The organism is Catellatospora sp. NPDC049609, from assembly GCF_040675365.1.
GTDB lineage: Bacteria > Actinomycetota > Actinomycetes > Mycobacteriales > Micromonosporaceae > Catellatospora.
This window is the reverse complement of the sequence record NZ_JBFAOU010000064.1, coordinates 1-14,304: the sequence shown is the minus strand read 5'-3', so window position 1 is coordinate 14,304 and position 14,304 is coordinate 1. Positions and strand designations below refer to the sequence as shown.

General features: G+C 73.5%; 15 protein-coding genes. 4 read left to right on the top strand and 11 right to left on the bottom strand.

Features of this window, described 5'->3' with window-relative positions; all coding sequences use genetic code 11:
• Nucleotides 1-12: 12 nt before the first annotated feature.
• Nucleotides 13-642, top strand: a complete 630-nt coding sequence (locus AB0J67_RS19445) for an XRE family transcriptional regulator (RefSeq protein ID WP_363484308.1) — start codon at nt 13-15, stop codon at nt 640-642.
• On the opposite strand, the gene katG is transcribed toward AB0J67_RS19445, so the two are convergent.
• The 9 genes from katG to AB0J67_RS19400 all read right to left on the bottom strand — a co-directional run bounded on the left by katG (nt 643) and on the right by AB0J67_RS19400 (nt 10,783).
• Nucleotides 643-2,919: a catalase/peroxidase HPI gene (gene katG, locus AB0J67_RS19440; RefSeq protein ID WP_363484305.1), complete on the bottom strand. Its 2,277-nt coding sequence runs from the start codon at nt 2,917-2,919 to the stop codon at nt 643-645. It lies immediately after the preceding gene.
• 21 nt (nt 2,920-2,940) lie between these two features.
• On the bottom strand, nt 2,941-3,369 hold the full coding sequence (locus AB0J67_RS19435; RefSeq protein ID WP_363484302.1) for a Fur family transcriptional regulator: 429 nt from the start codon (nt 3,367-3,369) through the stop codon (nt 2,941-2,943).
• A gap of 333 nt (nt 3,370-3,702) precedes the next feature.
• Entirely contained in the window at nt 3,703-5,688 is a 1,986-nt protein-coding gene (locus tag AB0J67_RS19430) for a toprim domain-containing protein (RefSeq protein ID WP_363484299.1), read from the bottom strand.
• A gap of 194 nt (nt 5,689-5,882) precedes the next feature.
• Nucleotides 5,883-6,566, bottom strand: coding sequence for a DUF305 domain-containing protein (locus AB0J67_RS19425; RefSeq protein ID WP_363484296.1), 684 nt, complete (start codon nt 6,564-6,566; stop codon nt 5,883-5,885).
• 80 nt (nt 6,567-6,646) lie between these two features.
• A complete protein-coding gene (locus AB0J67_RS19420; protein ID WP_363484293.1) occupies nt 6,647-7,024 on the bottom strand; it encodes a VOC family protein in 378 nt (125 codons plus the stop codon).
• 79 nt (nt 7,025-7,103) lie between these two features.
• Entirely contained in the window at nt 7,104-9,107 is a 2,004-nt protein-coding gene (locus tag AB0J67_RS19415; protein ID WP_363484291.1) for a hypothetical protein, read from the bottom strand.
• 125 nt (nt 9,108-9,232) lie between these two features.
• On the bottom strand, nt 9,233-9,802 hold the full coding sequence (locus AB0J67_RS19410; RefSeq protein WP_363484288.1) for a DinB family protein: 570 nt from the start codon (nt 9,800-9,802) through the stop codon (nt 9,233-9,235).
• Between the two features lie 128 nt (nt 9,803-9,930).
• Nucleotides 9,931-10,404 (bottom strand): hypothetical protein, encoded by a 474-nt coding sequence (locus tag AB0J67_RS19405; protein ID WP_363484286.1) that lies wholly within the window; start codon nt 10,402-10,404, stop codon nt 9,931-9,933.
• An 85-nt stretch (nt 10,405-10,489) separates the two neighbouring features.
• Entirely contained in the window at nt 10,490-10,783 is a 294-nt protein-coding gene (locus AB0J67_RS19400; protein WP_363484284.1) for a hypothetical protein, read from the bottom strand.
• Between the two features lie 141 nt (nt 10,784-10,924).
• Here AB0J67_RS19400 and AB0J67_RS19395 point away from each other — a divergent pair, with 141 nt between their 5' ends.
• Nucleotides 10,925-11,365 (top strand): NUDIX domain-containing protein, encoded by a 441-nt coding sequence (locus tag AB0J67_RS19395; protein WP_363484282.1) that lies wholly within the window; start codon nt 10,925-10,927, stop codon nt 11,363-11,365.
• Nucleotides 11,366-11,399: 34 nt separating this feature from the next.
• Here AB0J67_RS19395 and AB0J67_RS19390 read toward each other — a convergent pair whose 3' ends face one another.
• Together AB0J67_RS19390 and AB0J67_RS19385 are read right to left on the bottom strand one after the other, a co-directional pair.
• Nucleotides 11,400-12,335, bottom strand: a complete 936-nt coding sequence (locus AB0J67_RS19390) for a DUF2332 domain-containing protein (protein WP_363484280.1) — start codon at nt 12,333-12,335, stop codon at nt 11,400-11,402.
• Nucleotides 12,336-12,411: 76 nt separating this feature from the next.
• On the bottom strand, nt 12,412-13,047 hold the full coding sequence (locus AB0J67_RS19385; protein WP_363484279.1) for a helix-turn-helix domain-containing protein: 636 nt from the start codon (nt 13,045-13,047) through the stop codon (nt 12,412-12,414).
• A gap of 58 nt (nt 13,048-13,105) precedes the next feature.
• On the opposite strand from AB0J67_RS19385, the gene AB0J67_RS19380 reads away from it, so the two are divergent.
• Together AB0J67_RS19380 and AB0J67_RS19375 are read left to right on the top strand one after the other, a co-directional pair.
• Complete coding sequence (locus tag AB0J67_RS19380) at nt 13,106-13,399, top strand: hypothetical protein (RefSeq protein WP_363484277.1); 294 nt, start codon at nt 13,106-13,108, stop codon at nt 13,397-13,399.
• The coding region (locus AB0J67_RS19375) for a methyltransferase domain-containing protein (RefSeq protein ID WP_363484275.1) at nt 13,399-14,304 on the top strand (906 nt) is incomplete at its 3' end. The genes AB0J67_RS19380 and AB0J67_RS19375, both read left to right, overlap by 1 nt.

Genomic DNA, 14,304 nt, shown 5'->3' with positions numbered 1-14,304 from the left:
TAGCATGGCAGGGTGCCGGAAGCCGATCTGTCGGAAGTCGTTCGCCAGCGCATCCGCGGGTTGCGGCAGGCGCGCGGCTGGAGCCTGGACGCGCTCGCCGCCCGGTGCCACCTCAGCCCGTCGGCGCTGAGCCGGCTCGAGACCGGCAACCGGCGCATCGACCTGGACCAGCTCGTCGCGCTGGCACGGGCGCTGGGCACCACGCTCGATCAGCTCGTCGAGCCCGTCGACGACACCGACGTGATCATCCGGCCGGTGCGGCATCAGGAGCCCGGGCTGACCACGTGGGTGCTCTCCCGCGACGCGGCGCAGCACAGCGGCCGGCTGGTGGCCAAGATGCGGATCACCCCGGAGCGGCGCACCGGCCCCGGGCACCTGGCGGTGCATCCCGGGCGGGAATGGTTCACCGTGCTCACAGGCACCGTGCTGCTGCACCTCGGCGAGCGGCGGCTGACCGTGGGCGCGGGGGAGGCGGCCGAGTTCTCCACCATGATCCCGCACTCCATCGGTGCGCTGGACGGGCCGGTCGAGATCCTCACCATGTTCGACCAGGACGGCGAGCGGGCGCACGCGGAATCCTCCGGCGAGACACCGAACGGCCGGCCGATCCCCGAGGATCGGCCGGCCGCCGGTGCGCCGTGATCAGTCGAGGTCGAACCGGTCGAGCTCCATGACCTTGGTCCAGGCCTTGACGAAGTCGGCCACGAACTTCTCGCGAGCGTCCCGGCTGGCGTAGACCTCCGCGAGGGCACGCAGCTGGGAGTTGGAGCCGAAGATGAGGTCGACCGCGGTGGCGGTCCACTTCACCTGGTCGGTGGCCAGGTCGCGGATCTCGTACACGTGCTCGCCGGACTCCGCCGCCTTCCACCGGGTGCCTGGCGAGAGCAGGTTGACGAAGAAGTCGTTGCTGAGCACGCCGGGCCGGTCGGTGAGCACGCCGTGCGGCGAGCCGCCGGCGTTGGCGCCGAGCGCGCGCAGGCCGCCGATGAGGACGGTCATCTCGGGCGCGGTCAGGTTGAGCATGTAGGCACGGTCGATGAGCAGCACCTCGGGCATGGTCTTCTCGCCCGGCCGCAGGTAGTTGCGGAACCCGTCGGCCCGCGGCTCCAGGACGCTGAAGGACTCGACGTCGGTCTGCTCCTGGGACGCGTCGGTGCGGCCCGGGTGGAACGGCACGGTCACCTCGACACCGGCGTCCCGCGCCGCCTTCTCGACGGCGGCCGAGCCGGCCAGCACGATCAGGTCGGCGAGCGAGATCTTCGCGCCACCGGCGCCGTTGAAGTCGCGCTGGATGCCCTCCAGGGCCTCCAGCACCGTCGCGAGCTGCTCCGGCTGGTTGACCTCCCAGCTGCGCTGGGGCTCCAGCCGCAGCCGCGCGCCGTTGGCGCCGCCGCGCTTGTCGGTGGACCGGAAGCTCGCGGCCGAGGCCCAGGCGGTGGAGATGAGCTGCGCGGTAGTGAGGCCGGACTCCAGCACCTTGGCCTTGAGCGCGGTGACGTCGGCGTCACTCACGAGCGCGTGGTCGACGGCCGGCACCGGGTCCTGCCACAGCTGCGCCTCGGGCACGAACGGCCCGAGGAAGCGGCTGACCGGACCCATGTCGCGGTGCAGCAGCTTGTACCAGGCCTTGGCGAAGGCCAGCGCGAACTCGTCGGGGTTGGCCAGGAAGCGGCGCGAGATCTTCTCGTACGCCGGGTCGACCCGCAGCGACAGGTCGGTGGTGAGCATCGTCGGCTTGTACTTCTTCGCCGGGTCGTACGGGTCCGGGATGATCGCCTCGCCGTCCTTGGCCACCCACTGCTTGGCGCCGCCGGGGCTGCGGGTCAGCTCCCACTCGTGGCCGAAGAGGATCTCGAAGAAGCGGTTGCTCCACTGCGTCGGCCGGTCCGTCCACGTCACCTCGAGACCGCTGGTGATCGTGTCGCCGCCCTTGCCGCTGCCGTGGGTGCTCAGCCAGCCCAGGCCCTGCGCCTCCAGCGGGGCGCCCTCGGGCTCGGGGCCGACGTGGTCGTCGGCGATGCCGGCGCCGTGGGTCTTGCCGAAGGTGTGACCGCCGGCGATGAGGGCGACGGTCTCCTCGTCGTTCATCGCCATCCGCCGGAAGGTCTCGCGGATGAAGTGCGCCGCCGCGGCGGGATCGGCGTTGCCGCGCGGTCCCTCGGGGTTGACGTAGATCAGGCCCATCTCGGTCGCGCCGACCCCGGCCGCCATCTCCTTCTCGGAGGCGTAGCGCTCGTCGCCGAGCCAGGCGTCCTCGGGACCCCAGAAGATCTCCTCGGGCTCCCAGACGTCCTCGCGGCCGAAGCCGAAACCGAAGGTCTTGAAGCCCATCGACTCCAGGGCGACGTTGCCGGCGAGCACGAGCAGGTCGGCCCACGAGATCTGCTGGCCGTACTTCTGCTTGACCGGCCACAGCAGCCGCCGGGCCTTGTCCAGGTTGGCGTTGTCGGGCCAGCTGTTGAGCGGGGCGAACCGCTGGCCGCCGTCGCCCGCGCCACCGCGCCCGTCCTCGATGCGGTAGGTGCCCGCGGCGTGCCAGCTCAACCGGATCATCAGGCCGCCGTAGTGGCCGAAGTCGGCGGGCCACCAGTCCTGCGAGGTGGTGAGAACCTCGATGATGTCCTGCTTGAGCGCCGCGACGTCGAGCTTGGCGAACTCCTTGGCGTAGCTGAAGTCGTCGCCCAGCGGGTTGCCCTTGGGTGAGTGGGCGTGCAGCACGGAGAGGTCGAGCTGGTTGGGCCACCAGTCCCGGTTGGTGCGCGGGCGGCCGCCGGTCTTCGGGGTCGGCGCGTCGATCGCCGGGTTCTCGCTCTCGCTGCCGTGCGCGGTCACGGAGTCGTGCGCGACCGGGCAGCCGGCCGCCTCTTTCTGGTCAACGCCCTGCGCGCTGGTCGGGGCGTTGTCCTGGGTGTCGCTCATTGCTTCCTCCGAACTGGCGGATCACTGGGAAATGCGTTCGGCCGCGCAGCCGGGGCAGGTGCCCCAGTAGACGACCTCCGCCTCGTCGACCACGAAGCCGTGGTCGTCCGACGCGGTGAGACAGGGCGCGTCGCCGACGGCGCAGTCGACGTCCGCGATGGCATGGCAGGACCGGCACACGACGTGGTGGTGGTTGTCGGCCACCCGCGACTCGTAGCGGGCGGTCGCCCCGGCGGGCTGGATGCGCCGCACCAGGCCGGCCTCGGTGAGCACCCGCAGGACGTCGTAGACCGTCTGGTGCGAGACCCGGGGCTGCTCGGCGCGCACCAGGGCGATCACCGTCTCGGTGTCGCTGTGCGGGTGGTCGCGCAGGGCTGCCAGCACGGCCAACCGGGGTCGCGTCACGTGCAGGGAGACTGCCCGCAGCTGCGCCTCGAAGTCGGCCGTCATGCGATCAACTATGCCACTCATCTGGAACAATTCAAGTTTACGGGCTCGATTTTATCGCCGATTCGCAGGTTTTGGCCGACTTTGGAAGCGCCGCGTCGTCGCGCGGGACGACCCTCTGCCGCGCGTGCCGGCCGGCCGTCTTGGCGCGGGCGGACCGTGGACAACAAACGGTCAAGGGGGCGCGCCGGCGGTGCCGTCAGCCGCACCTGTCGCAGGTCGGCTGGGAGCCGCCGAACATACCGGCCCTCTGGCTGCGGCTGTGACGCGTGGCCCATGGCCCGGCCCGCCGAGGTCGGAAGGGGCGTCGTTTCGCGAGGCGAGCCGGATCGCGGGTCAGCCGCGCCCCGGACCGTCCTCGTGCTCGCTCGCGAAGTGCGCCACGACGCCGTCGGTGATCTCATGCGGGTCGAGGCCGAGGCGCTCGGCGGCGGCCCGCACCACCAGGTCCACCTGGTCCTGGCCGACCGCGTCGAGCAGGAACGGCGCGATCGTCCGGTAGGCGCGGATCCGGTCCTCCGGCCACTCGGCGTTGAACCGCTCCGGGAACGCCGTGTCCAGCGCGCGGCGGACACCGAGCAGCGGCAGCGGCCGCTCGGCTGCGCTGAGCTTGGCCAGTGCCTCCTCCTTGCCCCGCGCCGCCAGCAGGTCGGCGATGTCCTTGAACCCGACCGGCCGGGTGCCTAGCGCGGGTCCGTGCGGCCAGGTGACGGCCAGCGGATAGGCGCGGTCGAGCGCCCTGGCGCCGGCCCGGTCGTCGTCGAACGACATCACCAGGCGGGTTTGCGGCCCGGCCACGCGGCTCAGCAGGTCGAAGTGCGCGCGGGTGAAGGCGGTCCCGCAGGAGGCCACCGCGACGGTGCGACCGGTGCCGCGTCCGCTGTAGATCAGGTGGGCGGCGATCGCGTCGGGCGGACCCTCGACCACCACGAACCGCTCGGGCGGACCCTGGCCGCCGGTCCGCCCGGCCAGCCCGAACAGCAGGCTGCTCTTGCGGAAGATCGCCGTCTCGGCGGTGTTGAAGAACTTCGCCGGGCTGCGCCCGGACAGGTCGCGGCCGGTGAACCCGGCGATCTGCCCGTCGGGTGCGTGGATCGGGAACACCAGCCGCTCGCGGAACAGGTCGTACAGCCCGCCGTCGCGCCGGCCGATGGCGACCAGGCCGGCGTCCAGCATGACCTGGTCGGCGAAGCCGAGGGCGCGCAGGTGCCGCAGAAGGGCGTCCCCGCCGGCCGGGGCCACGCCGAGCTGCCAGCCGCGGCCGGGATCGGCGGCCGCGGCGATGCCCCGCGACCGGAGGTAGGCGGCGGCGGCGCGGCTGCCCGGCAGGCGGGTGGCGTAGAACGCGGCGGCGGCGGCGTTGGCGGCATATAGGGCGGCCCGGTCGGCGGCATACAGGGCGGCCCGGTCGGTGGCTCCTCGGGCGGCCCCGTCGGCGGCTGGCAGCGCTGACCGGTTGGCGCGCCCGCGGGTGGCCCCGTCGACCGCCCGGGTCGGCCGGTGGGCGGGTCCGGCCTCGGGCGCGGCGCGTGCTGCCGCGGCCGGACGTGGCTCGGTCGTGGTGCGACCGGAGGGGCGTCGTGGCATCGGCACCGGCGGGGGCGTCGGGGCCTGTTCAAGCATGCGCCGCAGGCGGGCGGTGAGGGCGTCGGCTCGGGCGATGACCACCGCGGCCGTGTCGACGACGGCGCGGCCGGGGGATGCCGGCTCCAGCAGCGCCGCCCAGTGGCGGGGCTCCGGGAGCGGGGTGTCGGGCGGCCGCAGCCCGAAACGCCTGGCGACGATGTGGGCGACGCCGGCCGCCTGCACGTCGCGGACCGGACCCTCGGGCAGCGTCCGAAACGCCAGGTGGTGCACCAGATGCCCCGCCGTCGCGGACAGGGGCCGGTTGGCGGCCAGGTCGAGGCGGTCGCCGTCGGCGCGCGCCACCGCGGCGAGCCCCTGACCGAGCCGGACGGTCAGCCCGGCCCGGTCCGCCAGGGCCGCCAGCGCGGACACCACCCGCACGAGATCGGGCACCGGCCGCTGCGGCGCGGGCGTCGCGTCGGTCTGCGTGACGTCGAAGACCCTGACGACGTCGTACGCGCCACCGGTGTCGTCCAGCGGCAGCAGCAGCGCGATGCCGCGCTCGCCGCGCCGCACCTGGGCGCCCCGTGACCGCCACTGGTCGAAGGTGCCCAGCTCGGTGGCGTCCGGGCGCTGCCGCGCGATCAGCAGGATGTCGTTGACGCCGCGGCCCGGGTGGCCGGCGGCGACGTCGAGCAGGCGGGCCCAGGCGGGCGTGCCGGTGATGTCGGCGATGGCGAGCCGCAGCGTGAGCATGGCGGTATGGAGCGCGGCACGGCTCGCCCGGTGTGCCGGTGCGGTGGTCGTCGCACTGCCTTCCACATCGGAACCGTACCCAGTGCCTCCGACAAATAGCCTCCGCGCGGGCGCCCGCGGCGGCTCCGGTGGCCGGGTCCGGCCGCCCGTCAGCGAAGAGACGGCCGGGACGCGGTGTCTCCACGCAGAGGCCCTCAGGCGGCGAGCGTGCCGAGCAGTTCCGTCATGCGGCGGATCTCGATCCGCTGGTCGGCTTCGACGTCGCGGGCGAGCCGGTCGCTCGACGGCTCGATGCCGCCGCCGGCCTGGTAGAGCCGGCCGACCATCGTCACCGCGCCCTGGTGGTGCCGGATCATGTACTCGAGGAGGAGCCGGTCGAACGCCGGGCCCTTCGCCTGCGCGAGGCGGTCGAGGTCGGTCTGGTCGAGCATGCCGGGCATCAGGTCACCGTGGCCGACGTGGTCGGCGTGCGGCGACGGCAGCGCCTCCCGCCGGCTCGTCAGCCACCGCTCCATCAGCGCGATCTCGTCCTGCTGCGAGAGCTCGATCCGCTCGGCCAGCCGCGCGATCGCGGCGTTCTGGCTGCGGCCGGCGACCAGCGCGGTCATCTCGAGCGCCTGCCGGTGGTGGGGGATCATCATGCGCATGAACTCGACGTCCGCCGCGTTGTGCGGTGGGGCGGACAGCCGGGCGACGTCCTCGGGGGAGAGGGTGCGTGCGGACTGGCCGGGTGCGCCCGGCTGGACGACGCGGAACGTCGGAGTGGCCGCGACCGGGCCGGGCTCGTCATCGGACAGGGCGATCCCCACGGCGACCGCGACGCCGGCCGCGACAGCGGCGGCCACGGCGGCGATGACCAGGCGGCGGGAACCGAGCATGATTCGAATACGTTAACCGATCCCCGGCACGCGCGGCGAGCATCGGCGCGTACCAGGGACGGGCGCGCCCGCGGGCGGGGTCAGCCGCCGTAGGGGCGAGTGATGATCTCCAGGTTGTGCCCGTCGAGGTCTTCCCAGTAGAGGCCGCGACCGCCGTCGTTGTGGTTGATCTCGCCCGCCCGGTGGTGGTGCGGATCCGCCCAGAACGGCAGCCGGTGGGCGCGGATGCGCTCCCAGATCTGGTCGAACTCCTCCTCGGTCACCAGGAACGCGTAGTGCTGGGGATGGATCGGGCCGGTGGCCTGGACGACGTCGAGCGAGACGCCGTTGGCCAGCGAGACCACGCGGAACGGACCGTAGGTCGCGGCAGGTGCCAGGCCGAGCAGGTCGACGAGGAGGTCCGCGGTCCGGTCCCGGTCGGCGGCCATGACGATGGTGTGGTTGAGCTGTACGGGCATGCCGTCTATTTTGCCCGAAACGCCGAGGGGACGGCCCACCGCCCGTGGTGGACCGTCCCCTCGGCGCTTCGCGTCGCGCTCAGCCGAGCGGAGCGCACTGCCCGGTGGCCGGGCCGTTGACCGTGTTGGCCGCACCGAGGTCGAGCGGCGCGGGGGAGTTGCCCGAGCAGGCGAGCGGACCGTTGACCGTGCTGCCCGCGATGACCGGCTCGACGCCCGGGGTGCTGTTACCGGACAGCGCGACGGGCCCGTGCACCGTCGCGTCGACCACCGCCACGCTGCCCGTGGCGCCGGAGACGCTCACCGGCCCGCGGACGGTGCTGTGGTATAGGTGCACCGCGGCCGCCGACGACGCCGACACCGCGCCGGAGATCGTCGAGTCGATCGCGAGCAGCGTCGCGCCCCGGCGCACGGCGACCGGGCCGTTGACGGTCGCGCCGTCGAGGCAGGTCACGCCGGAGACGACCAGCGGGCCGGCGCGGCGGCCGGTGATGGTCGTGGTGCACGTGCGCGCGAGCTGGTCGAAGCGCGCCCGCGCGACCGCGAGCGACGGCGCCCAGGTGATCGGCGTCTGGTGCTGGGCGTTGAACTCGGGCAGCCGGACCTGGCGTGCCGCGGCGATCTCCGCCGCGGTCAGGTGCGCGCTCGGCTTGACGCCGAAGACGTCCAGCCCGCGCGCGATCTCGCTGCCGTAGATCTCGCCGTTGTACCAGTACGCAGACCACATGCCGCCCAGGACCAGCCCGGTGGCGGAGATCGGGCCGCGGTCGAAGTAACCGATCTCCCGCGGGTGTGCCGAGTCGGTGTAGTCGACCAGCGAGACGCCGCCCTGGTACCAGGCCTGCGCCATGATGTCGCGGCCGGGCACCGGGATCAGCGAGCCGTTGTGCGCGACGCAGTTCTCGGTCAGCGTCTGGGGGACCGGCAGCTTGTAGTAGCTGCGGAACTCCATGTCGCCGTCGACGATGTCGAAGACCGCGTTCGCGCCCCAGCTGGCCTGGTCGGTCGGGCGGCACCGGGCCGCCGTGCCGCCGCCCCACTCGTCGGTGAAGATGACCTTCTTGCCGTCGTTGGTCAGCGTCGCCGAGTGCCAGTACGCGAAGTTGGGGTCGGCGACCTCGTCCAGGCGCACGGGATGGGCCGGGTCGGAGATGTCGATCAGGATGCCGTTGCCCTCGCAGGCGGCGGCCGCCAGACCGAGCGCCGGGTAGGCGGTGATGTCGTGGCAGGCGTCGGTGATGGGCGTGGGGCCCCAGTTCATCCCGGACGGGTGCGTCGGGGCCGGGGGCGTGTTCTGCAGCCCGTCGATCGCGCCGGTCTCGGGGTCGGCGAACAGCCGTGGTCCGCCGACGACGGCCGCCGCCGCGGGGTCGGCGACGGGGACCTTGATGACGTCGATGCGCCAGCGGGACGGGTTCTCGCCGGTGGCCGGGTTGTTGTTGCAGCCCGCCAGCGTGGTCGCCGGGCGGACGCCGGCGGTGCCGGACACGTACACGTACACGTTGGCCGGGTCGTCCGGGTCGGTCACCACGGAGTGCGTGTGCGAGCCGCGGCAGAGCTGCACGGCGGCGACCTGCGTCGGCGTGGTGATGTCGCTGATGTCGAACACCCGCACGCCCTGGAACCGCACGCCCACGGTCGGGTCGGTGCCGCAGTCGACGCGGCCGCGGGACTCCTCGACCGACATGAACAGCAGGTCGCCGTGGACCGACACGTCGCCCTGCCCGCCCGGGCAGACGACGCCGGCCACGACCGACGGCGCGGACGGGTCGGCGATGTCGAAGACGATGAACCCGTTGAAGTTGCCCATGACGGCGTAGTGGCCGGTGAAGGCGAGGTCCGAGCCGGCGAAGCCGAAGTCGCCCGGGTTCGCCGGGTTGACGAAGCCCGGGGGCTTGTCGACGTGGGCGAGGTGTTCGAGGTTGCTGATCGCCGACGCGGCGTCGAGCCAGCCCGCGCCGAGGCCGATGCGGGGGTCCGGGTCCTCGGCGGCCGCCACGCCCGGCGTGAGCCCGGCGAGGAGCAGTGCGGACACGCCGGCGGCCAGGGCACTGCGGAGGGTGCGTCTCGGGGGGAATGCCATGTGTCGCGCCTCTCGTCTCGGGGCCCAACCCGGCGCGGCAGGTAATGAGCGGAGACGGTGCCGCACCTAACCGGACGGTATCGAAAGAGGGCAATGAGGGCAAGGGGCGCGGCCACGCCGGCGACCTAGGTGATCTGGAACGGGTACGCGGGTCCGGGCGGGTCCTCGCCCACCCGGCCGTCGATCGCCTCCCGGATCAGGTCGGCGTGCCCGGTGTGCCGGGCGTACTCCTCGATCATGTCGACGAGCAGCCGCCGCAGGGTGACCAGGCTGCCGTCCGGCGCCGTGTACACGGTGTCCACACCGGTCGTCAGCAGCACCTCGGTGACCGCCTGCCGCGACCGGTCGACGGCCTGCTCCCACAGGCGGCGCAGCGCCGCCGCGCCGTCGCCTGCGGCCGAGCGCCACTCCCCGCCGGGCCCGGCCGTCCGTTCCAGGTCCTGCCAGGGCGCCGGCAGCTCGGCCCCGGCCAGGTCGCCGGTGAAGTTGACGTCCTCCATGTACGCCATGTGCTTGAGCAGGCCGCCGAGGGTCAACGTCGACGCGCCGACGCTCACCCGCAGCTCGGCGTCGCCGAGGTCGGCGCATTTCCAGGCGAACGTGGCGCGCTGCCGTTCCAGGGAGCCGAGCAGCGTCTCGGCCTCCCCGCCGACGGCTGGCGGCTCGGGATACCCCACCGTGTCGAGTTGCGTCATGGGCGGCACCTACCCCACGGCGCGGCCGCGCCAACCACCGGCGGGCAGGCGACGGACGAGAGCCGCGGGAGCGGCCGGAGGCCCGGTCAGGTCGGGTGACCTGACCGGGCCTGCGGCTGCCGCGCGGATCAGACGTGGATCGACCTGACGTTGCTGTCCTCCCAGGCCGTCCACGAGCCGTACACGCCGTTGCTGTTGACCCGGAACCGCACCCGCTGGTACATCTCCGAGTACTGGTCCAGGCCGCCGTCGTTGTCCGGCAGCACGCCGGTGATGGTCCAGGTCCACCCGGAGGTGGTGTTGAAGGTCCGGGTCGTGCTGCTGGTGCCGATGAGGTCGTCGGCGCCGTTCAGCCCGTTGTCGGCCTCCCAGCGCTGCATCTCGATCTCGATGGTGCGTCCGGCGTTGCAGTCGACCTCGACGTCGTAGTCGATCCACTTGTCGCCACCGGCGGTGAAGGTGCCGTTGTGGAACGGCGTCTGCGGGTCGACGGTGCAACCGTCCCGCGTGGTCGCGGCCTGCGCGGGCATCGCCAGGCCCAGCGGCAGCACGAGCGCGGCGGCGAGCACCAGCGCCCGCACGACGGCTTTCGACTTGTTCATGGCCTCTCCTCGGGGGTGCCGCGCCGCTGTCTGCGGCGCTGGCAACACCATGCGATCCGGCCGTCATGCCGGCGTCACGGTCGCCTCAGCGCGGCCTTGTCAGGTAGAGGTAGAGCGCGGTGACGCCGCTGATCAGCACGGCTCCGGCGACCGCGAACGCGACGATGACGATGCCGGACAGCGCGACCATGCCCGCCAGCTCGCCGGTCAGGAACGCGATCACCATGACGACCGCCGTGGCGAGCGCCAGCACCCAGGCGGCGCCGGACAGGCCGACCAGCACCCGGCCGAGGACCCCGATCCGCCGGCGCGAGTCCGGGGGCGTCGCGGGCGTGGGCGGAGTCGGTCCGGGCGTCGGCTGCGGTGCTGAGTCGGACATGGACGGCAGCGTATAACCGGGGTCAACGGGTGCGCGATCGGTCGGCACGACCCCACCGGGCCCGGGCCGGCCGGACCCGGCCGCTCGGTTGCGCTGCTCCGGGCCTGCGCCCGCCGGTCCCTCTTTGGCACGATCACAGCCATGAGTGTTGATGGAGCCGTCGTTCGCGCCGCGTGCGGCGTCGTGGTGTACGACGAGGCGGGCAGGGTGCTGCTGATGCGCCGCCACGGCGAGGGCACCTGGGGTCTGCCCGGTGGAGGCGTGGAACCCGGTGAGACCTGGGCGCAGGCCGCGATCCGCGAATGTCGGGAGGAGACCGGGTGGGAGGTCCGCCTCGACGGCCTGCTCGGCATCTACAGTGATCCCGCCACGCAGGTGCACCGCTATCCCAGCGGGCGGACGGTGCACTTCGTCGGCGCGGTGTTCCTCGGCTCGCCCCTGCGGCAGGTGGCCGAGCCGGACGGCGAAGCCACCCGGCTCGGCTGGTTCGCGCTCGACGGGCTTCCCGAGCCGCTCTTCGCCCCGGACGTGCCGGTGCTGCGGGACGCGGCCCGCCGGTCGGCCGCGCCGTTCGTCGGCTGAGCGGGTCGGGGACGGCACCGCGCCGCCGCGCCGGTCAGGCGAACCAGGTCATCGCCTGGCCGTGGCCGCGGGTCCAGGCCAGCGGCCTGCCGTCGAGCGCGAGCACGTTGTGCAGCGCGTCGTCCGGCGCGGGCGGCAGTCCCGCGTGGGTCACGACGTCGGGGGCCTCGACCGAGATCCAGTGGCCGGGCAGGTCGCGTACCAGGTCCAGGAACGCGGCCCGGCGCGCGGCCGGCACCTGGTACAGCACGGAGGTGTGGAACACGACGAGCGTCGCCCCGGCCGGTGCCTGGGCGGCCAGGCCGAGCAGGTCGTCGGCGAGGTCGCCGCGGATCAGCGTCGGCGGGTCCGCGGCGGCGACGGCGGCCGCGGCGCGCAGCCGGTCCCGCCGGTGGTGGTGCTCCGGCCAGATCAGCGCCTCCAGCCAGGCGACGTCGGCCGGTGCGGTGACCTGCAGCGGGTTCAGGTCCAGGCCGGCCCGCCACACCACCTCGGGCAGCCGCGCCGGCGGGGTCGTGCCGGTGAGCGCGCAGTCCAGGACCGGCCCGCCGGATCCGAGCTCGTGCTCGCCGTACCGGTAGGTGTAGCGGTCGGGGTAGAGCCCGAGCCCGGCCGCGGCGCCGACCTCCAGCAGGGCCAGGGGCTGGGGGAGTCCGGCGAGCACGGGCAGCAGCAGCGCGCACCGGCCGACCTCGTTGGTCTGGGTCGCCCGGGTGCGCAGCTCGGCTTCGACGGCCGACCAGTTCGCCACCGTGAAGTCGTGAAAGGCGGCGGGATCGTCCACCGGGCCGCCGAGCAGGCGGACGACGCCCAGCAGCAGGTTCGGCTGCCGTTTCGGGTCGGGCACGGTCTCCAGCAGGGCCAGGATCTTCTCGTCCGCCGAGATCGCGAGTGACAGCCGCTCGTACGTCGGCGACACGCCCCGGGCTTCCCGCAGTGCGAACTCGACATACCTCGATGCGGTGGTCACCGGCCGATGATCGCACGGCAGCCGCCGGTGCGGGTGCCCCGTCCGGCGGCACCGCAGGCGGGCGGCCGGGCGGGGTTCACGCCAGGATCGCGGCGCCGACCGTGTCGACGTACCAGTGCTGGAAGCGTTCGGCCGACCAGCCTCGGGTGCGGACCAGCCAGTCGTAGTTGCGCACGTCCATCGCCAGCCAGAGCACGTCGGCGACGGTGTCGACGTCGTGGTCGGAGCGGACCGCGCCGGTCGCGACGAGCTCGGCGGCGAACATGCGCATGCCCAGCCGGCGTTCCTCGACGTTCTTCTGCCAGATGGCGGCGGCGTCGGCGTCGGCGGTGGCCGCCCCCGCCAGCGCGATCAGCACCCCGGCGTCGCGCTCGTGGATGCCGGTGAGATGCCGGGCGTAGCGGGCGAGCTTGGCGCGCGGGTCGGCCAGCGCCCGGATCTCGGCGACGAAGGCGCGGTCGGGCAGCGCCACCGGCTCGTCGTCGCCGGCGATCGTCACGTCGACCAGCTCGGACAGCAGCTGGCGCTTGCTGCCGAAGACCGCGTAGACGGTCTGCACCGCCACCCCGGCCTCGGCGGCGATCGCGGTCAGCGGCGTCGACGCGTATCCGGATGCGACGAACAGCCGGGCGGCCGCGTCCAGGATCGCGCGCCGGGTCTGGCGGGCCTGCTCCTGTCGCCGCTCCGACTCGTAGCGCCTCTTGACAACCACCGCCTCACTGTAGTGCTCTATTCGATAGAGCGTAACTCTATCTAAAGGATGTGGTCGTATGCCGTTCGGTGTGCTGCAGGAGATGCCCGGCGTGAGCGAGGCCGAGTACAGGCTGGTCGAGCAGCATCTCGGCCCCGATCGGCCGGCGGGCCTGCTGGCCCACGTGGCCGGGCCCACCGAGGACGGCTGGCGGATCATCAACGTCTGGGCGGACGAGGCGGCGTTCCGGCGGTTCCAGTCCGAGCGGCTGGTGCGTGCCGCGGGCCTGGCCGCACAGTCGGAGGGCTTCGACGCGGGCAAGAGTGCGGGTTTCCGGGCGATGACCGTCGACGGCGCCGAGCTGCCGTTCTGATGGCCGACACGGCCGGGCTGCGCGCCCGCGGCAGCGCGTTCTGGACGCAGGCCGCGCCCGGCTGGATCCGGCACGCCGACCGGCAGGACGACCTCGGCCGACCGCTGGGCGCCGTCGCGCTGTCTCGGCTGGACCCGCAACCCGGCGAGCGGGTCCTGGACGTCGGCTGCGGTTGCGGCGGCACGACCGCCGAGCTGGCGGCCGCGGTGGGGCCGACCGGCACCGCGCTCGGCGTGGACCTCGCGGAGTCCATGGTGGCCGCGGCGGCCCGCCGGTTCCCCGCTGACCACCACCCGGGTCTGCGGTTCGCCGCCGCCGACATCGAGACCGCGGCAGACCTGCCGGGTACGCCGTTCGACGCGGCGTACTCCCGGATGACGTTGATGCTGCTGGCGGACCCGGTCGCCGGCTGCGCCACCATCCGCCGGGCGCTGCGGGCCGGGGGACGCCTGGCGGCGACCGTCTTCCGCGACGGCGTGGCGAACCCGTGGCTCTCCTTGGTCGTGCTCGGCGTCGCGCCGCATGTCGGGGTACTGCCACCGCTGCCGGTCGGCGACGAACCCGGCCCGTTCGCGTTCGCCGATCCCGCCCGGATCGGCCGGATCCTCACCGCGTCAGGCTTCGACACCGTCGTGGTCGAACCGCACGACACGGTCATGTCCGCACCCGACGAACCCGAACCGGTGGCCGAGTGGCTCATCGAGATCGGACCCGCCGGGGCCGCGTACCGGGCCGCCCCGGCCGAGCAGCGGGCGGCCGCACGCGCCGCGGTGGCCGCGCTGCTGGACCGGTTCCGTAAACCGCGGACCGGCTACCGGTTCCCGATCGGGCTCTGGCTCGTCACGGCGCCGGCGCCGGGGCCCCCCCCGCAGCACCGCGGCACACCCCACCACACCCCCACCACA